The 19,702-nt window shown below is 61.5% G+C and carries 17 protein-coding genes and 1 other RNA gene; 6 read left to right on the top strand and 12 right to left on the bottom strand.

Going from position 1 to position 19,702, the window contains the following annotated elements; all coding sequences use genetic code 11:
• Positions 1–4: 4 nt before the first annotated feature.
• On the bottom strand, positions 5–652 hold the full coding sequence (locus BXY39_RS09585) for a hypothetical protein (RefSeq protein ID WP_121938634.1): 648 nt from the start codon (positions 650–652) through the stop codon (positions 5–7).
• 184 nt (positions 653–836) lie between these two features.
• Between BXY39_RS09585 and ada the strand changes: the two genes are divergently transcribed.
• A complete protein-coding gene (gene ada, locus BXY39_RS09580; RefSeq protein ID WP_121938633.1) occupies positions 837–1,916 on the top strand; it encodes a bifunctional DNA-binding transcriptional regulator/O6-methylguanine-DNA methyltransferase Ada in 1,080 nt (359 codons plus the stop codon).
• Between the two features lie 11 nt (positions 1,917–1,927).
• On the opposite strand, the gene thiE is transcribed toward ada, so the two are convergent.
• From thiE to tkt, 5 genes are all read right to left on the bottom strand, one after another.
• Positions 1,928–2,599 carry a thiamine phosphate synthase gene (gene thiE / locus BXY39_RS09575; protein ID WP_245999030.1) on the bottom strand — a complete coding sequence of 224 codons (672 nt, stop codon included), beginning with the start codon at positions 2,597–2,599 and terminating at the stop codon, positions 1,928–1,930.
• Positions 2,600–2,604: 5 nt separating this feature from the next.
• A complete protein-coding gene (locus BXY39_RS09570) occupies positions 2,605–3,525 on the bottom strand; it encodes a class I fructose-bisphosphate aldolase (RefSeq protein WP_121938632.1) in 921 nt (306 codons plus the stop codon).
• Positions 3,526–3,611: 86 nt separating this feature from the next.
• On the bottom strand, positions 3,612–4,802 hold the full coding sequence (locus BXY39_RS09565; RefSeq protein ID WP_121938631.1) for a phosphoglycerate kinase: 1,191 nt from the start codon (positions 4,800–4,802) through the stop codon (positions 3,612–3,614).
• An 86-nt stretch (positions 4,803–4,888) separates the two neighbouring features.
• Positions 4,889–5,896, bottom strand: coding sequence for a type I glyceraldehyde-3-phosphate dehydrogenase (gap, locus tag BXY39_RS09560; RefSeq protein WP_121938630.1), 1,008 nt, complete (start codon positions 5,894–5,896; stop codon positions 4,889–4,891).
• Positions 5,897–6,005: 109 nt separating this feature from the next.
• Positions 6,006–8,030 (bottom strand): transketolase, encoded by a 2,025-nt coding sequence (tkt, locus tag BXY39_RS09555; protein WP_121938629.1) that lies wholly within the window; start codon positions 8,028–8,030, stop codon positions 6,006–6,008.
• Positions 8,031–8,341: 311 nt separating this feature from the next.
• Between tkt and BXY39_RS09545 the strand changes: the two genes are divergently transcribed.
• The 5 genes from BXY39_RS09545 (at position 8,342) to BXY39_RS09525 (ending at position 10,796) form a co-directional block, all read left to right on the top strand.
• Positions 8,342–8,782, top strand: a complete 441-nt coding sequence (locus tag BXY39_RS09545) for a hypothetical protein (RefSeq protein WP_121938627.1) — start codon at positions 8,342–8,344, stop codon at positions 8,780–8,782.
• A 2-nt stretch (positions 8,783–8,784) separates the two neighbouring features.
• Entirely contained in the window at positions 8,785–9,102 is a 318-nt protein-coding gene (locus tag BXY39_RS09540; RefSeq protein WP_121938626.1) for a cell division protein ZapA, read from the top strand.
• A 10-nt stretch (positions 9,103–9,112) separates the two neighbouring features.
• A non-coding RNA gene (gene ssrS / locus BXY39_RS09535) (6S RNA) lies at positions 9,113–9,272 on the top strand.
• Between the two features lie 58 nt (positions 9,273–9,330).
• The gene (locus tag BXY39_RS09530; RefSeq protein WP_211332170.1) at positions 9,331–9,948 is read left to right on the top strand and encodes a 5-formyltetrahydrofolate cyclo-ligase; all 618 of its coding nucleotides are present in this window, start codon (positions 9,331–9,333) and stop codon (positions 9,946–9,948) included.
• A 32-nt stretch (positions 9,949–9,980) separates the two neighbouring features.
• On the top strand, positions 9,981–10,796 hold the full coding sequence (locus BXY39_RS09525) for a TIGR00282 family metallophosphoesterase (protein ID WP_121938625.1): 816 nt from the start codon (positions 9,981–9,983) through the stop codon (positions 10,794–10,796).
• A gap of 76 nt (positions 10,797–10,872) precedes the next feature.
• Here BXY39_RS09525 and BXY39_RS09520 read toward each other — a convergent pair whose 3' ends face one another.
• From BXY39_RS09520 to BXY39_RS09495, 6 genes are all read right to left on the bottom strand, one after another.
• Entirely contained in the window at positions 10,873–11,697 is an 825-nt protein-coding gene (locus tag BXY39_RS09520; protein WP_121938972.1) for a LytR/AlgR family response regulator transcription factor, read from the bottom strand.
• A 101-nt stretch (positions 11,698–11,798) separates the two neighbouring features.
• Complete coding sequence (locus BXY39_RS09515) at positions 11,799–13,262, bottom strand: sensor histidine kinase (RefSeq protein ID WP_121938624.1); 1,464 nt, start codon at positions 13,260–13,262, stop codon at positions 11,799–11,801.
• An 82-nt stretch (positions 13,263–13,344) separates the two neighbouring features.
• A complete protein-coding gene (locus BXY39_RS09510; protein ID WP_121938623.1) occupies positions 13,345–14,481 on the bottom strand; it encodes an efflux RND transporter periplasmic adaptor subunit in 1,137 nt (378 codons plus the stop codon).
• A gap of 64 nt (positions 14,482–14,545) precedes the next feature.
• A complete protein-coding gene (locus BXY39_RS09505) occupies positions 14,546–17,659 on the bottom strand; it encodes an efflux RND transporter permease subunit (protein WP_121938622.1) in 3,114 nt (1,037 codons plus the stop codon).
• 302 nt (positions 17,660–17,961) lie between these two features.
• Complete coding sequence (locus BXY39_RS09500; protein ID WP_121938621.1) at positions 17,962–18,576, bottom strand: hypothetical protein; 615 nt, start codon at positions 18,574–18,576, stop codon at positions 17,962–17,964.
• 310 nt (positions 18,577–18,886) lie between these two features.
• Positions 18,887–19,423: a hypothetical protein gene (locus tag BXY39_RS09495; protein WP_121938620.1), complete on the bottom strand. Its 537-nt coding sequence runs from the start codon at positions 19,421–19,423 to the stop codon at positions 18,887–18,889.
• Positions 19,424–19,702: the final 279 nt, after the last annotated feature.

Below are 19,702 nucleotides of genomic sequence, written 5' to 3'. Positions count from 1 at the left end.
ATATTCAGAACCGCGTACCGCCCGGCTTGATACGGCGGTAAATGTCATAATCCTTGTGGAAGATGATGGACAGCAGGTCCAAATGGTCCTTGCCGGTGGGTTCCACATCCATTTTGGGTGAAACATTCCATTCCAGGATATCCAGTTTGGCACCGACCTTGTGTTGCAGATAGTCGACCAGTGCCGCGAAATCCTCATACCGGAACAGGGTGATCCCTTCGGCACGGTCATGTTCACCGACGATGAAATCGGCCTGCGTGCCGACTTTGGCCCAGGGCGGCCTTTGTTCAAACGGTATGCCGATATAGCCTTCAAGAAAATCGGCCCAGCGCATCCCGCCGGTATATTCACCGTGCCGGGGGTGCCCGGGATCGGCCAGTTCCGCGCGCGCGCGGAACCGGTACCAGCTTGTCAGCCAATCCAGGGGTTCGCGCATCAGGCACAGGACTTCCAGATCATCGGCCTCGTCCCCGATCTGCTCTCTCAGGAACGGCAGGAACTTTGACCGGTAAACCCGGAAATTGGTGTGGCGCAGCCGGTGGTCCGTATGAAAAACACCCTGTACATGATCCGCCAGTGAATGCACCAGCGAGGTCGAACCACATTTGGTGTTCGACAGCAGAACGAATTTATGTTGCGTTGAGACCAGCACACCGACTGTCTAACCAACAGGCACTCAAAGCACAATATTTGGCTGGCTGGCGCACGCGGGACGGTCACTAAAATTCAAAATCATAAAACGGAGTGTCCGATACGGTCTGATGCGCTTTTCTACAGGCACAAAGCGTTGCCGGACCAGCCTCCGCACCGCTATACTTCAAGCAGCGGACGACATCATGATGCAAACTTTCAAAACCGACGAGGCACGCTGGCAGGCCGTCACCCGCCGGGATCACAGCGCCGACGGCCAGTTCGTTTTCGCCGTGACCAGTACGGGCATCTATTGTCGCCCCGGCTGCCCGGCACGGACACCGAAACGTGAAAATGTAGTATATTTCAGGACGGCTGACGCGGCGGAAGCCGCAGGCTTCAGGCCTTGCAAACGCTGTCACCCCGCCTCGCTGACGCCGAAAGCGCTTCAGTCCGACCTGATCGCCGACATCTGTACCCATATCGACCGCAGCGATCCGCTTCCCAGTGTGGCCGATCTGGCGGAGCAGGCCGGCATGAGCATCGGCCATTTTCAGCGCACCTTCCGTGCCGTGACCGGCATCACCCCGAAAACCTATCTGCAGGCGCGCAGAGACCGTCGCTTTGCCGAAACGCTGCAACAGACGGAGCGGGTGACGGATGCGGTCTATGATGCCGGTTTTGGCTCCACGGGCCGCGCCTATGACCGCGTTGTCAACCGTATCGGCATGGCACCCTCGGCGGTCAGGCGCGGCGGTGCCGGTGTGCGCCTGGCATATGCGGTGGCCCCCTGTGCGCTTGGCGTAGTGCTTGTAGCACGCTCCCGGCAGGGTGTTGCGGCCATTGAACTGGGCGACAGCACCGAGGCCGTTGTCAAAGCCCTGCATGACCGTTTCCCCCATGCCGAAATTGTCGGCGACGACACCGGTTTCGGCGACCTTCTGCATGATGTCGCCGGCCTGATTGAAACACCCGAACGCGGCCATAGCCTGCCCCTGGATATTCAGGGTACGGTTTTTCAGCGCAGGGTGTGGCAGGCCCTGCAGGACATACCGGCAGGCGAAACCCGAACCTACAGCCAGCTTGCCAAGGCGGTGGGCAGGCCAAAAGCGGTGCGCGCGGTGGCCGGTGCCTGCGCGGCCAATGCCCATGCCGTCGCCATTCCGTGCCACCGTATTGTCCGGTCGGACGGCAGCATCAGCGGCTATCGCTGGGGCCGCCAGCGCAAGAAGGTCCTGCTGGCCCGGGAAAAGACGGAAAAGGCGGAGAAAAGTAAAACCGGCTGACAGGATTACCCTCAGTCCGCCGCCAGCGCCGCGTTAAAGGCTTTCACCGCCATTGCCGGCCCTCGGGGATCGGACCAGACAGCGCCGGACACCGCAACGAAATGTGCCCCGGCCGCTGCAAGGGTTTTGCAGTTTTCAGGGGTGATGCCCCCAATGGCGACCGAGGGAAGTTCCGTCACCTCATCCCAGACGGTCAGGATATCCGCATCCGGGGTATGCTGCGTTTCTTTCGTCTGCGTCGGGAAAAACGCGCCAAAGGCGACATAATCGGCACCGCCCTCACCCGCTTCATAGGCCAGGTGCAGGCTGTCATGACAGGTCACGCCGATATCCTTGCCATGCCCAAGCAGGGACCGTGCTTCGGCCACACTGCCGTCACCCTGGCCCAGATGTACACCGTCCGCATCCAGCTCGACAGCGAGGTCGGCCCGGTCATTGATCAGAAACGCAACGCCGTGAGCATGGGCGACAGGCATCAGCCGCCGTGCCGCTGTACGGATAACGTCATCGCCCACATCCTTCAGGCGCAATTGCAGACAGGCCACGTCACCCGCGGCAAGGGCACTGTCCAGGTCGCGGGCAAAAGCATCCAGATCGTCGATGCGGGCCGGTGTGATCAGATACAGGCGGCAGCGCTGTTCAGTGCCACCATTCCCATCCTCCATATCGCCGCCGGCCGCCATCGGCCTCAGGCCTTGCCTTTATAAATGTCGACAATCTGGTTCAGCATGGCGATGGCGTCTTCGCGCGGGCGCTGGAAGGTATTGCGCCCGATGATCGAGCCGTTGCCGCCACCGTCACGGATGGCGCGGGCGTCGTCATAGACACTGTCGGCCCCCTTCTTCGCCCCACCGGAGAAAACGACCAGCCGACGACCGTTATAAGACGACTGCATCACATGGCGCACCCGCGCGGCCTGCGTGGAAATATCGATGCCCTCGGCCTCGTAGACCTTTTTGGCTTCCGGCTGCTCCAGATGGTCACTTGCCAGCTTTACCTTGATGATGTGCGCGCCGAGACTGGCCGCCGTATGCGCCGCATAGGCGCTGACGTCGATGGCGGTCTCGCCCTCTTTCGTCAGCTTGCCGCCACGCGCGTAGGACCACAGCACCACGGCCAGCCCCTTGGCCTTGGCTTCCTCGGCGATCATCTGAAATTCTTCATACATCTCGAACGCATGGTCGGCACAGGGGTAAATGGTGAAGCCCACGGCGGCACAGCCGAGACGCACGGCATCATCCACACTGGCATTGATCGACTGATCTTTCGACGTCGCCCAGCTGTTGGAACTGTTGATTTTCAGGATGAGCGGGATCTCGCCCGGATAGTCATCGGCCACCGCTTCCAGCATGCCGAGCGTTGTGGCATAGGCATTCAGACCGGCGTCTATGGCAAGTTGGATGTGATAGTGCGGGTCGTAGGCATCCGGATTGGGCGCGAAGGAACGCGCAGGTCCATGTTCAAAGCCCTGGTCCACCGGCAGGATGACCATCTTGCCCGTACCCGCCAGTTTACCGGTGCACAGGATGCGCGCCAGATTGGCCTTCGTGCCCGGCGTGTCGGCACCGTAATTATCCAGAATTTTCTTAACCGTTTTCGTTACACGCATGGCATATCCCCGTTCTTGTCTTCCGCGCCGTGAAGGTCACTGCGCCCCATATACACAATCTGATCCGTCAGGCAACATGCGCAATATTATGCCACGCTGCTTTCATCCGCTTGGTGTTCCAGCGCCGCCACACCCGGCAGGGTCCGGCCTTCCATCCATTCCAGAAACGCCCCACCCGCCGTTGAAATATGGCTGAAGGCGTCGCGTACACCGGCGGCGGCCAGCGCCGCCACCGTATCGCCACCGCCAGCCACACTGACAAGCGCGCCTGATATGGTCAGCGCGGCGGCCTCGCGTGCCAGTGCCACCGTGGCGGCATCAAAGGGCTTCAATTCAAAAGCGCCGAGCGGCCCGTTCCACACCAGCGTACGGCAGGCGGCAATCACCCGCTTCAGATGTTCTGCCGTCTCCGGCCCGGCATCGAGGATCAGTTCCTCCGCCCCCACATCCCCGAGACCGGTGACACGATGCGGTGCGCCCTCGGCAAAGGCACTGGCGGCCACCACATCCTGCGGCAAATGTACCGTACACCCGGTCGCCTGCGCCTTTGTCAGAATGGTGCGCGCCGTATCCGCCATATCCTTTTCACACAGGGACGCCCCCACATCACGGCCCTGGGCATACAGGAAAGTATTGGCCATACCACCGCCGATAATCAGGTGATCAACCTTTTCCACCAGATGTTCGAGCACCGCCAGCTTGGTGGATACCTTCGCCCCGCCGACCACCGCGCCCACGGGCCGTTCCGGTGTGCCCAGGGCGGCTTCCAGCGCGGCAAGCTCGGCGGCCATTGTCACACCGGCCGCCGCGGGCAGAAGCCGGGCGATGCCCTCGGTGGACGCATGCGCCCTGTGGGCGCAGGAAAAAGCGTCGTTCACATATACATCGCCGAGCGCAGCGAAGCGTTTGGCAAGATCGGTGTCATTCGTCTCCTCGCCCGGAAAGAAGCGGGTGTTTTCCATCACCACCACATCCAGATCCGGCAGGGCATCATCAAAGGTGGCGAAGGCCACATCGCGGTCCAAAACAGCAGCAAGCGCGGGCACCACGGGGGCAAGCGACATCTCAGGCACCACCTTGCCCTTCGGGCGACCGAAATGGGCGAGCAGCACGGCCCGGCCGCCTGCGGCCAGGACCGCATCCACCGTGGGCCTGACGGCGCGCAGGCGGGTATCGTCCGTCACACGGCCATCCGCCATCGGCACGTTCAAATCCACGCGGATCACCGCGCGCCTGCCGGTCAAATCCCCAAGGTCTGCAAGTGTCTGAAAGGCCATGATCGAAGTCTTTCCACCGCTGTAAGGTACAAATGTACAAATGAGGCGGCCGGGGGCCGCCTCATCACACTATCGTCCGGTTTTTCCTATCCGGCGTTTGCCAGCACCACCGCCGTATCCGACATGCGGTTGGAGAAACCCCATTCATTGTCATACCAACTCAAAATCCGCACAAGGCGTCCGTCGATCACCTTGGTCTGGCTCATGTCGAAGGTGGAGCTGTTCGGGTTGTGATTAAAGTCGATGGAAACAGCCGGCATATCCTCGTAACCGAGGACACCCTTCATCGGGCCGTCCGCCGCCGCCCGGATCGCGGCATTGATCTCATCCGCCGTGGTCTCGCGTGCGGCGATGAATTTCAGATCCACCATGGATACATTCGGCGTCGGCACACGGATGGCCGAACCGTCCAGCTTGCCGGCCAGATCCGGCAGTACGAGGCCGACGGCCTTGGCCGCCCCGGTCGATGTCGGGATCATGGACAGTGCCGCCGCACGGGCCCGACGCGGGTCCTTATGCAACGTGTCGAGCACCGGCTGATCGCCCGTATAAGCATGAACGGTCGTCATATACCCGCTTTCAATACCCACCGTGTCATGCAGGACCTTCGCCACCGGGGCGAGGCAGTTGGTGGTGCAGGACGCATTGGAAACGACGGTATCGTCTGCCGTCAACGTGTCATGGTTAACGCCGTAGACGATGGTTTTGTCCGCATTCGCGCCGGGTGCGGAAATCAGCACTTTTTTCGCGCCAGCTTCCAGATGGGCGGACGCCTTGTCGCGGGCGGTGAAAATGCCGGTGCACTCCATTGCCACATCAACACCGTTTTCGCCCCACGGCAGCGCGGCGGGATCCCGCTCGGCCGTTACGTGAATACGGTCGCCATTGACCACAATGGCACCATCCTCAACACTGACCTCGCCGGGGAAGGGACCGTGCACGCTGTCACGCTTCAGGAGATAGGCATTCATCTCCGCATCACCGAGATCGTTGATCGCGGCGACCGAGACATCGCTGCGCCCACTTTCATAAATGGCGCGCAAAACATTGCGCCCGATGCGGCCAAATCCGTTAATCGCTACCCGTACAGTCATCCGCCGTTCCTTCCCTGGGTCTTGTGAACCGGATGGCGGCACGGGCCGGCCCCGGTTCGGACAGTCAATTCAAATCAGACGTTCAAGGCCATATTCAGGCACTTCGCCATCACGCATTCAGGGCGCTGCGCACCGCGAGGCTCAGCGCTTCCGCCGTCAGGCCGAAATGGTCATACAGATCCGCCGCCGGAGCCGAGGCACCGAAACTGTCAACGCCAAGGCTGATACCATCCGGACCCACATAGCGCTCCCAACCGAAAGTGGTCGCCGCCTCAATCGAGGCTTTCAGAACGCCCGCCGGCAACACATGGGCGCGGTATGCGCCGTCCTGCACGTCGAACAGTTCCCAGCACGGCATGGAAACAACACGTGTGGGCACACCCGCCTCTTCCAGTGTGCGGCGGGCCTCGGCCGCGATCTCAACCTCGGTACCGGTGGCGACCAACACCGCCTTCGGCGTGCCGCCGGTTGCCTCGGCCAGAATGTAGCCGCCCCTGGCGCTCAGGTTGCCGTCCGCCTCGACAAGCCGTTGCTGCGCAACGGCCTGGCGGCTCAACGCCAGAATGCTGGGGCCGTCCGTCCGCTCAAGCGCGATCTGCCAGCACTCGGCGGTTTCCACCGGATCGGCCGGCCGCATGACCAGGACATTGGGCATGGCCCGCAGACTGGCCAGATGCTCCACCGGCTGGTGGGTCGGCCCGTCCTCACCCAGTCCGATGCTGTCATGGGTCATGACATAAACGGCACGCTGTTTCATCAGCGCGGACAGGCGGATGGCGGGCCGCGCATAATCGGTAAAGACCAGAAAAGTGCCGCCGTACGGAATGTACAAACCGTTCAGCGCCATCCCGTTCATGGCCGCCGCCATGCCAAACTCGCGCACACCGTAATGCAGATAGCGGCCCGCAAAGTCGTCCGGGGTGATGACACCCATGTCGCCAGTCCTGGTGTTGTTGGAGCCGGTCAGGTCGGCGGAACCGCCGATGGTCTCCGGCACATGGGCGTTGATGACCTCCAGCGCCAGTTGGCTGGCCTTGCGGGTGGCGACCTTTTGCGGTTCGGCCGCCAGCTTGGCGCAGTGCGCGGCCATGGCCGCGCCCATTGTGTCCGGCAATGCACCGGTCAGGCGGCGTGAAAAGTCCGCTTTCACAGCACCGTTCAGCCCGTCGAAGCGGGTGCGCCACTCAGCGCTTAAGGCCGCGCCTTTCGCACCTGTGGCATGCCACAACTCCATAATTCCGTCCGGCACCTCAAAAGGCGGGTGCGGCCAGTCGATTGCCTTGCGCGCCAGTGCGATTTCATCGTCACCAAGCGGAGACCCATGGGCGGCGGCCGTACCGCCCTTGTTGGGCGCACCGTATCCGATGGTCGTGCGGCAGGCCACCATGGCCGGACGGTCGCTTGCCCGCGCCTCGGCGATGGCGGCTTCGACCGCCTCACCGTCATGGCCGTCGACGGCCATGACATCCCATCCGGCGGCCTCGAAACGGCCGCGCACATCGTCGGACGTGGCAAGGTCGGTCGCCCCGTCAATGGAAATGCTGTTGTCGTCCCACAGCACGATCAGTTTGTTCAGCTTCAGATGACCGGCCAGCGTGATCGCCTCGTGGCTGACGCCTTCCATCAGGCAACCGTCCCCCGCCAGTACATAAATGTCATGGTCGATCACATCGGCGCCGAACTCGCTGCGTGCCTTCTTTTCGGCAATCGCCATGCCGACGGCCATGGCCAAGCCCTGGCCCAGGGGCCCGGTCGTTGTCTCGATACCCGGCGCTTCCCCGAACTCGGGGTGTCCCGCCGTCGGGCTGTGCAACTGGCGGAAATTGCGGATGTCGTCCAGGGTGGGCCGCTCATAGCCGGTCAGATACAACAGGCTGTAGAGCAGCATGGAACCATGCCCGGCGGACAGCACGAAGCGGTCCCGGTTGGGCCAGTCCGGCGTTTTCGGATCGAACCGTAAAAAACGACGAAACAGAACCGTCGCCACATCGGCCATCCCCATGGGCATGCCGGGGTGGCCGGAATTGGCCTTTTGCACCGCATCCATCGACAGGGCGCGGATCGCGCCGGCCATTCGGGCGTGTTGCTCGTCATCCTGTTGAGCAGGCGAGACGGGTTCAGCAATATCGGCCATGGCAATCCTCTACATGGACCCATATCCGTATACGGAACCGGCAGATATGCCGCCGGCCGGAAAACCGGCCTGTATCCATTATGGTCAGGACCCCGGATATGGTACGGGGAGACTCGCACCCCCTAGAAAAAGTGCGGACAAAATGGCGAGCTTGCTCCCCACAGTCAACAACTGTGTCATGAAAGGCATCGCCACGGCCGGTGCGGCGGGAAAGCGTGAAGCCGCATTGACGCTGTCCGCCCCCCGGCCCTATGGTTCGCATGAGGACACGCCGGGTACGGAGAACCGGCGGAAACAGGATCGATACGGCTATGTCGCAAACATCTGAAGCGCCCGATCTGGAAACAGCGAGACACCGGCTGGGAAGCGCGCTGCAACAGGCCGCCCAGAATGCTGAAAAACTGGCACAGGATCGGACGCGGCTGAAAGAGGAACGCGCCAGTCTGAAAGAACGGCTGGATGCCGTGGAAGCGGAAAAACAGGCACTCAGCCACAGCCACGATCTGTTAAGGCGGCAATATCAGGCGCTGGAAGCCGAACTTGAAGCGCGCGATGCCGCCGATAGCGACAGCGCGGCGGCGGCCGAGTCGGCGGCCAACAGTGCCCTTGCCGATGACAACACCGCCCTGAAAGCGGCAAATGAACAACTGGAGACAGCCGTTGCCGGCCTGACGGCGGAGCGTGACAGAATCAAGGCCCGGCTGGATGAAGCGATCGCGCGTCTCGGCCCGCTGGTGGAAGAAAGGCTTTAGGCATGGCACAGATCACGGTCACCGTGGGCGGGCGCAATTATACCCTGGCTTGCGCGGACGGCGAAGAACAGCGTTTGTCGGAGCTTGCGGCCTATGTGGACGGCAAAGCGGCGAAGCTGTCGACCAAACTGGGACAAGTCTCGGAAAGCCGCCTTTTGCTGATGGTGGCGATCCTGATCGCCGACGAAATGCGCGAAGCGCTGGAGGGCAAAGGACAAGGCGGTCTGCCGGGCGGTTTCAGCGAAACCGACCTTGCCCATCTGATGACCGAAGTGGCTGCAGACGTGGAAGGGATTGCTGCACGGCTGCAAGCGTCCTAAATAAGGCTCGCGGGCACTGCGCTGTACGTGTCCATATCTGTAACCCCCGGGGCTATACCAACCTCCAGGGAGCTGTCCCTGACCGGGATCGTGGTCCCGGATATACGGCACCCACCTGACTTGTCAGGTTCCGGAGGGTACAACAGCGTCACGGCAGAGGCGGTCCCGCACCCGTCCGGCACGATAGAACCACTGCACTCAAATGCCCAAAGGGCCCGTCCGCATATCATGGCAACACAATCGCAGCACACCATGGCCGCCACACCGAAAACCGCCAAGGTCGCGCTGCGCAAGCAGGCAAAGGCGCTGCGTGCCGCCCTGCCGGAACGCTACCGCCTGGATGCGGCCGAACGGCTTTCGGGTCATGCCCGCCCATTGCTGGACAGCCTGACACAGGGCGGCACCGTCGGCCTCTACTGGCCACTTGACGGGGAACTGGACAGCCGCTTTCTGCTGCCGCTGATTGACCGTCTCGGCCTGACGGCGGCCCTGCCCGTGGTAACGGACAGGGACGGGCCATTAATCTTTCGCGTATTCGCGCTGGGCGATCCGCTGAAAGACGGTCCCTTCGGGACCCGGCAACCGGGTGCCGAGGCACCGTCCGTGGAACCGGATATGCTGTTTGTACCGCTGCTGGCGTTCGACGCGGGCTGTTACCGGCTGGGCTATGGCGGCGGCTATTACGACCGGACACTGGCCGGTTTTACCAGCGTCCGGGCTTTTGGATTGGCCTTTTCCGCCCAGTTGGTGGATATCATGCCGCGGGAGCCGCACGACATTCCACTGCACGGCGTCTTGACGGAAGAGGGACTGGTGTTGCCGGGTCATCGGCACCCGGACATTTAAGGCTTCGGACGGCAAACAGGTAAGGAGCGACGATGCGCTTGCTTTTTCTCGGAGATGTTCTGGGCCGCAGCGGCCGGACGGCCATATCGGAACATATGCCCGACCTCAGAGACCGTCTGAAACCGGATTTCATTGCCGTGAATGCGGAAAACTCCGCCGCCGGCTTCGGCATGACAGATAAAATCGCCGGCCAGCTTATCCAGGCGGGCGCCGATGCGATTACCGGCGGCAATCACAGCTTCGATCAGCGGGACGTCATGGCGGCCATGGACCGGGACGAGCGCCTGCTCAGGCCCGTGAACTATCCGGACGGCACACCGGGGCGCGGCTTTACGGTCTTTACAACGGTGCGGGGTAAAAAAATCGGTGTCATCAACGCGATGGGCCGGGTGTTCATGAATCCGCTGGAATGTCCGTTCCGGGCCATTGACAACGTTCTGGACCGGCTGAAACTGGCCGCCACCGTCGATGCCATCATGGTGGATTTTCACGGGGAGGCCACATCGGAAAAAATGGCGATGGGGCATTATCTGGACGGACGGGTCAGCATGGTGGTCGGCACCCACAGCCATGTCCCGACAGCGGACGCACAAATTCTGCCCGGCGGCACGGCCTATCAGACGGATGCCGGCATGTGCGGGGATTATAATTCGGTCATCGGCATGGAAAAGGAAGAACCCATCAACCGTTTTCTGACCCGTATGAACAAGGAACGCTACACGCCGGCCATGGGACCGGCCACCGTCTGCGGCGTCTTTGTCGAAACGGACGATAAAACCGGCCTGGCGAAGCGGATCGCCCCCGTGCGCATCGGCGGACGGTTACAGGAAAACATACCCTCGCTTTGAACCGCCGCCACAGGCTTAAACGGGTTCAGGAGATTGAACCGGCAGAACGGCTCATGCGACGGCAAGGGCCGCCGGTTTACAGGAAACGCCCGACCACATCCTTGTGCGACCGGCTGACTTTCAGTTCCTTGCCAGAACTGAGCCGCAGGAAACATTCACCATTGGCATGGGGGCGGACCTCCTGCACCTTGTCCAGATTGACAATGGTGGACCGGTGGATGCGCTGGAACACCCTTGGGTCCAGACGGCGCTCCATCGTTTTCATGGTCTCGCGCAGGATGTGGGTCTTGTCATCAACATGGATGCACATATAGTCACCCGCCGCATCGATATAATCTATATCGGCCACATTGACGATGGTGATATGGCCGCGGTCCTTGATCCGCAGTTGCGGATCGAACCGGGTATCGTCCGCCGGGGCTGACTTCTGGTCCAGAATGGCCGTCAGTACGTCTTTCTCTGTGCCTTCCATGCCCTCGATCATCCGGACCAGTTTGGCATTCTGTTCCACGGCCACACGTGTCGCCAGACGCTCGCGCACACGGTGCACGGCCTCGGCCAGGCGTTCCGGTTCCACAGGTTTCAGCAGATAATCAAGGGCGTGCGCTTCGAACGCTTCCAGCGCATACTGGTCATAGGCCGTGACAAAGATAACAAGCGGAATGTCAGTTTCTCCGATCAGGGACCGGATGACGGCAAAACCGTCGAATCCGGGCATCTGAATATCGAGAAAAACCAGATCGGGCCGCAGATCCTTGATCGCCTTGACAGCGTCGCGTCCGTTGGCACTGCTTCCAACGATCTCGATATCGTCAAATGCCTCCAGCCGGATTTTCAGGCCCCGGATGGCCAAGGGTTCATCATCCACCAGAAGGGTGCGGATTGTCCGGCTGTTGTTCATTTTGTCCCCGCCTCTTTCAAATGGGCTTGCCAGATCGATCATTTCACAGGTCGATCATTTTACAGGGCCGCGAACCCGTCCCGCGTCACCGGATCTGAGCCTTACGATGTGGCCCGCCGGATCAGCCGCTCCCGCTCGCACGGGATTTCCATAAAGACGCCCAGTCCGCTCGGTTCCAGATTTTCCAGCCTGAGCGAATGGTCGGCACCGTAAATTTGTGCCAGCCGGTCCTTGGTGTTGGCAAGTCCCACGCCCGACCCGGATTTACTTTTTATATTTTCGGGATCGTCCAGACCGGGACCATCATCCTTAAGCGCCATGCATAGACGGCCTTCGCTGATTTTCGCGCAGATCGTCAGCGTCCCGCCATCCACCGACGGGGCAATGGCATATTTGATGGCGTTTTCGATCAGGGGCTGGAGAATCAGGCTGGGGATCATGGCACCGCTTGCATCCTCGTCCACGTCATAGACAATTTGCAGCCGGTCGGCGAACCGGACCTTCTCGATATCGAGATACAGGCCAAGAGCGTAGAGTTCCTGTTCAAGCGTGACTTTCTGCGTTGGCTGGTTGACGAGGGTATACCGCAAAAAGCTGGACAGTTTCGTCAGCATCTTGTTGGCCTCGTCCTCGGCCTTTTCCAGGACCAGCGTCGAAATGGCATTCAGCGTATTGAACAGAAAATGCGGATTGAGCTGATAGCGCAGCATTTTAAGCTGTGCCTGATGCGCCATGGCCGTGGCTTTAAGTGCCTGTTCCTGTTGTTCCCGGAAAGACTGATAATAATGATATCCGAAATAAATCGCGGTCCAGGCAAACAGCACCGTCGCTTCGAACATGGCATTGCCGAACCGCGCCAGACCGACCGGTCGCGGCGTGTTTGACAATATATAGGGCGCCAGCGCCGTCTCGATCGAAGAAAACATCAGTCCAAGCCCGCCGGAGACCAGAACGGCCACGACAAAGGTCAGTTGCGGCGGGAAGCCGCGCGCCAGACGGTAGACATAACGCATACCGGTGGACATGACGACGCCGATAAAGGTTGCCGCGATGATAATGGGGTAATATTCGCTGACGGGAATACCGATGGTCATACCATGGAACGCCCGGACGAAACCGTATCCCAGCCAGCCAACGGCTTGAAATGTCCAGAAAATACGGTCCCGTTCCGCGAAAAGAACGCCCGCCATTATACCGGAAGACAGGCCCGTCTTGCGCCTGTCAATCTGCACGGCTTCATCCCCGGCGGCGGACGCACGCACGGTACGGCGGCGCCGCGCGGGCGGCGGTAACGGCCTTGTGCGCGTATTACGCCGGACGTCGGCGGACGAAGGGTCCTCGGACAGGGGGCTATCGACGGGTTGCGCACCCAAAGGCGGCTCAGACAAAGGTTCAGCCGGCAGATTGGCGGACAGCCGCGACAGCCTGTCCCACGCGGACAACGCCTGACCGCTCTCATCCGTATTGCCGGTCTTGTTGACGGCGCCGCCATCCCCGCCGGACGTATCGGCACGGGCAGCGCCGTCATCATCGCCGGGGCTGTTATCGGATTGGTCTTTCTGCATATTTGAACAATCGGGGCCGTGTTCTCATTGACGACCTGTTTTCGCGTTTCCTCAACAGCCGGTTATCATGACGGGTATTTGCCTAACGGCCATTGGCAATCTCCCTCAGCGTTACCGGCTGACCGGGACGCAGCCGCTCGCCACCGCGAATGACCACACGGTCACCGCTTTCCACGCCCCCGGCGACGGCAACGCGCCCGCCCTTGGCGGCACCCGGGCGCACCAGCAGGCGTTCCGCCATATTGTCTTCATTAATGCGGTAAACGTAAGTGCCTTCGGAGCGCAGCACAAGGGCATCGCGCGGAACGGCCACGACCTTCTCCGGCACACTGGACGGCAGCCCGACCTGCACGGCCGCCCCGACCACATAAATGCCGCCCGGGCGCATCGCATCACCGGCAGCAGGCACATCGACACGGATTTCCATACTGCGGGACTGTTCATCGCCGACCGGGATCAGCGCGCGGATACGGCTGTCGACACTGTTGTTGCCGCGCCGCAGGGTCACACCCAGACCGTCGGTCAGGACCGCGGACAGCGCGACGGGTGCCTGCGCGCGCACTTCCAGATGCTCGGTATCGACAAGACGCACGATTTCACGGCCAGGGGTCGAATACTCGCCAATCTGGGCCAGCCGGGCAACCACGCGTCCGGGAAAAGGCGCGCGCACCCTGGTCCGCTTCATGTCAATCTCGGCCTGCTCGAGCGAGATACGGGCCTCTGCCAGTTCCTGTTCGGTCATGGCCAGCGTGCTTTCAGCCTCTTCCGCGCGGCTGATGGGGGTGTGATTGGTCTCGGCCAGTTCCTGCACGCGCTTCAGGTCCGAGCGCAGATAGGTGATGCGGGCCTCCAGCCGTTTGATCTGGGCAGCACCGCGCGCCACCGCGAGACGCAGGTTGCGATCGTCGATTTCGGCGATGACATCGCCCTCGGCAACACGCGCGCCTTCATCCGCCACCCAGATGACGCGGCCACTGATTTCAGAGGCAATGCGGCTGTCGTTCCGGCTGACAACGGTGCCGGGCATGAAAACCTGCGGGGCCATCATTTCGTCGGACGCCTCCGCGACTTCGACAATGGCCGGGGGCGGCCCCTGCGGATCCTGATCCTGAGCCCCGGCCTGGGCGGTAAAGCCCAGCCAGACAAGGGCCACCAGGCCACCGATGGCAGCCGCCGCCGCACGCACGACCGTGCCTCTGAATGTGAAATCGCTGGTCATGTTTTATCCTCGCTTTATAGGGTCGCCGCGCCGGTTTTATGGTTATAGGGGCGCTTTCAAACGGTCATTCCGCCGGATGCATGGGCTTGTTCGCCGCAGGGCGGACAAGCCGCAGAATGGCAGCCGGATTGATCGTGCCGCTCAGCCTCAACAGACAGGGCAACAGCAGCAATGTGAACAGTGTGGACAGGCTCATACCGCCGACAATGGTGGTTGCCATGCCGCGATAGATCGCACTGCCGGCGCCCGGAAACAGCACCAGCGGCAACATACCCATGATGGAGGTCAGCGTGCTCATGAAAATGGGCCGCAGGCGGAGCGCAATGGCGCGCTCGACCGCCTGATCGCGGCTCAGCCCATCCGCCTGGCCGGCACGGGTCTGCGCCACGAGAAGGATGGCATTGTTCACCACCAGCCCCAGCAGAATGATGAAACCGATCATGGTCAGAAGATCAAGCGGGGTGAAACTGATCTGATTGAGCAGCTTCAGCGCCAGCACACCGCCGACAGTGGCCAGCGGAATGCTCAGCACCACCAGGGCTGCATCCGACGGCGACTTGAACAGTGCGGCCAGAATAAGAAACAACAGGCCGAGCGCCAGGATGAAATTCATCGCCAGCGAGCCGACGGCCCGCTCCAGCGCGTCGGCGCTGCCGCCGTAGGAAATGGTGGCATCCGCCGGCAGCAGGGCCTGCAGCTTCGGCTCCACCTCGGTCTTCAGAATGGTCACCATGTCTTCGAGCGCCATGCCTTCGGGCTGGTTGATGTCGAAGGTCACCGTACGCCGCCGATTGACGCGCTGGATCTGCGTCGGGCCCACACCGCGTTCAATCGTCACCAGATCGCCAAGCGGAACGGTGCCGCCAAGCGGCGTGGCCAGCGGAATGGAGGCCAGAAGCTCCGGATCGGACCATTCCTCGGCCTGAAGAATGATGTCGACACGGCGTTCCCCATCAAAATGCTCGCCCAGCCACAGGCCGTCGCCGAGGGCGCGGATGATGCGTGCCACATCGTCCCGCGTATAGCCGACCTCGGCCAGCCGGCGGTCATTGGGAGCGATCTTCAACTCGGGTGCGATGACGTTGGGGTCGGGGTTGGGACGGGCCTGGGCACCCGGCAGGGCCTCGCGGATGAAACCCATGGCCTGCTGAGTGACCTGACGCAGGCTTTCCATATCACGGGAATGCAGGTTCAACTGCACGGAGCCGTCCCCGCCGAAACCGCCGAACAGATTGCCCTGCTGGGCAAAGACGAAGACATCGGGAAACCCGGCCAGGATTTCATCGCGCACCAGACGCTCCAGTTCCTTGACCTTGTTCTGGTCCTTGGCGCGCACACCGACCGAGCCGCCCTGACCGTTGGGGAAGGAAATGAAGTAATAGTTCCTGAGCGCCGGTTCCTTTTCACCCGCCATGTAGGGCGCCAAGCGTTCGACCACGACCTGGGCAAGCTCGCGGTCGACGGTTTCCATATTGGCCCCGGACGGGAACATCATGAAGGCATCGACCGCATCGCGTTTGACCGGCGGCAGATAGTTGAGATTGGGCAACAGCGCCCATGACAGGCCCACGGCCCCGCCAACCAGGCCGACAATGATCGCGGCACGGCGCATGGGCGTGGCCGACAGGCGCATCAGCCGGGCAGCGGCACGCGCCGCGCGTTCACCCGCACCGTCGCTTTCCGGCAGACGTTTCAGCCAGCCGTGCGCCGCCACCGGCAGAACCGTGACCGCCACGACAAGGGAAATCGCCACACCGATGGCGATGGTCAGGGCCAGATCGGCAAACAGCTGGCCTTCCACATCGCGCAGGAACAGGATGGGGACGAAAATAGCCACCGTTGTCGCGGTAGAGGCCAGCAGCGCCCCCCACACCTGTTTCGCCCCGATCAGAGAGGCCATATCCGGTTTCTCGCCGCGTTCGCGCAGGCGCACGATGTTTTCCAGAACCACAATGGCAGCATCCAGCACCATGCCGGTGGCAAAGGCCAGACCGGCCAGCGAAATCACATTCACCGTTCGGCCGAACAGACCCAGCACCACGATGGTCGTCAACAGGCAGATCGGGATGGTCATGGCGATCAGAAGGGTCGCCCGGATCTGGCGCAGGAACCACCACAGAACGGCCACCGCCAGCACCATGCCGATAAACAGATTGCCGGTCAGAAGCCGGATCGCCCGCTTGATGAAGACGGACGGATCGAAGGATTTTTCGATGGTGATGCCTTGCTCGGCCAGGATGGTGGCGTTCAGCAGATTCAATTCTTCCGTCAGCAGATCGATGGTGGCCAGAACATTGGCGCCGGTCGACTTCATCACGCGCATGCCGATGGCCGGATTGCCGTTCTGATAGACCACCTGATTGACCGGCGGCGGCCCGACGCGGACGTCGGCCACATCGCCCAGCTTGACCGGCCTGCCGTCACGCCAGTCCAGAATCAACTCGCCCAGTTCCTGCGGATCGTAACGCCCCTGAAAACTGAGAAGATACCGCCGGCGGCCCACCTCCAGATACCCGCCGGAGCTGTCGGTGGTGCGCCCGACACGCTGGGCGATATGGGTCAGATCGATGCCCAGTTCGGCAGCGCGCACCGGGTCGAATTCAATCTGAAGCTGATCGCCGAGCCCGGCGCCTGCCTGAATTTCCACATCCGCGACGCCGCTCAGCGCTTCCAGCCGGGGCACGACATTTTCCTCGATAAAGGATACATAGTCAGCACGCGGCAGGATGCTGTCGGCCCGGAACTGGGTAAACAGATAGATCAGCGTATCGCCGGAGCCGCCACCCGCATTCATGACGATCTGCGGCTGGTCGGCATCGGCCGGCAGGGGCGGCAGACGGTTGAGGCGGCTGATCACCTCGATCAGGGTACGGTCCATGTCGGTACCGAGGTCGAATTCCATATTGACCCAGGCAAAGGCAGGATTGGACCAGCTTCTGGTCTCGCTCAGACCCGGAATACCGCGCATGACATCCTCGATCGGTTCGACGATTTCGGATTCAATCTCGTTCGGGCTGGCCGCCCGCCAGAAGGTCTGCACCGCAAGCTGCGGCCGTTCGATGTCGGGAAAAAGCTGCACGGGCAGGCGGGTCAGCATCATCACGCCAAGCACCAGCGTTATCAGTACGATAACAATCAGGGCAGCCGGATTTTTCAGGCTTTTTTCGGTCAGTGTCATGGGTCCCTCGCATGTCCCCGGCCTGCTGTATCCGCGGCCTTGTAATCTTGACACCCTGGGGTATGCGCCCAATTTCGGGTCCGATAAATCAGGATGCGATAAGCGGTTGGGACCCTGCGACAAGATGCAGACGGACGTGAGAAACCATCCGGTGGCGGTTTATGGGTGCCATGACAGTCGTCTGCGGGAACGGAGCCGGATGGCGGACCGACTCGGCACGGCCCGGTCGGGGCCGACCACAGACGGTAAAAGATCGGATAAAGGCGGAAAAAGACGGGAGGACAACAGAGACGGCGTTAGCGTTATTTGCCGTCCTTGTCTTTCTTCTTCTCTTTGGGGCGGCGCTTGTAGACCTCGAAGGGGCCAAGGGCGCAACTGCCCCACGGGATACCGAAAACGTCGATCACCGTCAGGATTTCCCCCTGACACAGCTGGGTACCGAAGGTATCGAAGATAAAGCGGTCTTCCTGCAACAGACGGATGCACGGGCTGAGCAGACGGTTGCGGTAGGCTTTGCTGCGGCCCAGCGTTTCAAAGACAATGGTCTGGTCATCCAGTGCCTGTGAACCGCGCAAGGGGCGCATGGGAACACAGCGCATGGTCTTGCCCGTCGGCTCATACCGCTTCAGAAAGGCTGCGGTCCGCTCGCGCGTCAGACGCTCGGCCCGGCTTTCCTTATCATCCTTGTCTTCACCCTTTTCTGCATCTGGGGCGCCATCGTCCGGCTCCGCCTGTTCATCCTGACCGGTTGTGTCGTCACCGTCTTGATGACTGCGAGCGGTATCACCGTCCGGCATCGCAGCGGTGAGACCAGTACGGGGGGGCGCATCATATGCCGGTGTGTCATGAAGCGGGGCAGCAGCACGGACGCCAGCGACGGCGACCAGGGCGAGGCCGAGGGTCGCGGACACCATCATGGTCCGTACGCTTGCTGATGAAAAAAGCCCCTTCATGTCAAAATCTTCCGGATATTCGATCTTCTTTTACAAGCTGCTTTTCCGTGCATCCTATAAGCATATTTAATGCAATACATCTGAACAGTGCGTGAATACCTCTCACGGTCTCTGTCAAGCCGTTCGGAACGGTTTTCTTCGGAAAATGCCAGGGCTTCTTCGGAAAAGACCCGGAACATGGCGGCGACGGGGGCGCCATTCAGAACACCCCCTGCAGGAACAGGGCGGTTGTGCTGTTTTGCCATGAAATCCGGCGCGGGTGCGGGGGCATGCCTTAGTCCGCACCGGCATTTTCAGAGGCGACGCGGTGCAGGTCCGCCGTCAGCCGGTGCAGGGTCAGCCGTTCGGCCACCCCCATCTGCCGGGGCCCGTTGTCAAAGGCCAGACCGTGCACCTCCGCCAGTTGCAGAAGATAGGCGATAAACGCCTCCGACCGGGCGTCCAGTATCCAGCGTAGGGGCACGGTATCGACACCCTCGGCCCGGCACAGAGCGGCGTATTCCCGCGCCATGTGCGGCAGCAGGGTTTCGCCGATCTGTCTGAGACCGGCGCAGAAAGCCTCAAACGGCGGCAGATGATCATTGACGGCAAAGGCGGGCGCAGGCTGGCGGCATGTGGCCACGCGTTCAAGTTCGCGCACCATGTCGCCAAGCTCGCCGTCCAGGGCTGCAGCCAACCGGTCGGCGACCGCCTGTTGGGCCGGCCCCAGGGATTTCTGACGCGGATCGTGGCGGGACAGGCTTTCGCTCAGAAAATCCGCCAATGTGTCCGCCGCCGGAATGCGGCTGCCCGTCAGCTCGATTTCATCCATCGGTGTCCCGTCTCCGTGGTCAAGACATTCACCATAGTTTTCATATACCGCCTGCGGACCCGTCTAGGCAAATATCTTGGGCCCTGACGCCATAAACCGGGGACACCCGCAAACCGGGATGCGGCAAAGACGGGAAAAGCGGACCGGTCGGAAAGCATCCCCGAAAACCGTCCGCGTGTACGGCCCGCGCACATGATGCCCAAGGGGTCGCACCTGAAAATTACAGTGGCAAACAGAACCGCGACTTGCTGAACTGCGTAAGCTACAAGGAAATATCGC

Source organism: Eilatimonas milleporae (assembly GCF_003688555.1).
In the GTDB taxonomy this organism is placed as follows: domain Bacteria; phylum Pseudomonadota; class Alphaproteobacteria; order Sphingomonadales; family Kordiimonadaceae; genus Eilatimonas; species Eilatimonas milleporae.
The sequence above is the reverse complement of the archived record's forward strand: the minus strand, read 5'-3'. Positions and strand labels throughout refer to the sequence as shown.

Excerpts from the sequence above, each read along its gene's own strand:
- gap (WP_121938630.1), bottom strand. The coding sequence starts at position 5,896 with ATGACTGTACGGGTAGCGATTAACGGATTTGGCCGCATCGGGCGCAAT.
- tkt (WP_121938629.1), bottom strand. The coding sequence starts at position 8,030 with ATGGCCGATATTGCTGAACCCGTCTCGCCTGCTCAACAGGATGACGAG.
- BXY39_RS09520 (WP_121938972.1), bottom strand. The coding sequence starts at position 11,697 with ATGAACAACAGCCGGACAATCCGCACCCTTCTGGTGGATGATGAACCC.
- BXY39_RS09515 (WP_121938624.1), bottom strand. The coding sequence starts at position 13,262 with ATGCAGAAAGACCAATCCGATAACAGCCCCGGCGATGATGACGGCGCT.
- BXY39_RS09565 (WP_121938631.1), bottom strand. The coding sequence starts at position 4,802 with ATGGCCTTTCAGACACTTGCAGACCTTGGGGATTTGACCGGCAGGCGC.
- BXY39_RS09530 (WP_211332170.1), top strand. The coding sequence starts at position 9,331 with ATGGCAACACAATCGCAGCACACCATGGCCGCCACACCGAAAACCGCC.
- BXY39_RS09495 (WP_121938620.1), bottom strand. The coding sequence starts at position 19,423 with ATGGATGAAATCGAGCTGACGGGCAGCCGCATTCCGGCGGCGGACACA.
- ada (WP_121938633.1), top strand. The coding sequence starts at position 837 with ATGATGCAAACTTTCAAAACCGACGAGGCACGCTGGCAGGCCGTCACC.
- BXY39_RS09500 (WP_121938621.1), bottom strand. The coding sequence starts at position 18,576 with ATGATGGTGTCCGCGACCCTCGGCCTCGCCCTGGTCGCCGTCGCTGGC.
- BXY39_RS09570 (WP_121938632.1), bottom strand. The coding sequence starts at position 3,525 with ATGCGTGTAACGAAAACGGTTAAGAAAATTCTGGATAATTACGGTGCC.
- BXY39_RS09545 (WP_121938627.1), top strand. The coding sequence starts at position 8,342 with ATGTCGCAAACATCTGAAGCGCCCGATCTGGAAACAGCGAGACACCGG.
- BXY39_RS09540 (WP_121938626.1), top strand. The coding sequence starts at position 8,785 with ATGGCACAGATCACGGTCACCGTGGGCGGGCGCAATTATACCCTGGCT.
- BXY39_RS09510 (WP_121938623.1), bottom strand. The coding sequence starts at position 14,481 with ATGACCAGCGATTTCACATTCAGAGGCACGGTCGTGCGTGCGGCGGCG.
- thiE (WP_245999030.1), bottom strand. The coding sequence starts at position 2,599 with ATGGCGGCCGGCGGCGATATGGAGGATGGGAATGGTGGCACTGAACAG.
- BXY39_RS09525 (WP_121938625.1), top strand. The coding sequence starts at position 9,981 with ATGCGCTTGCTTTTTCTCGGAGATGTTCTGGGCCGCAGCGGCCGGACG.
- BXY39_RS09505 (WP_121938622.1), bottom strand. The coding sequence starts at position 17,659 with ATGACACTGACCGAAAAAAGCCTGAAAAATCCGGCTGCCCTGATTGTT.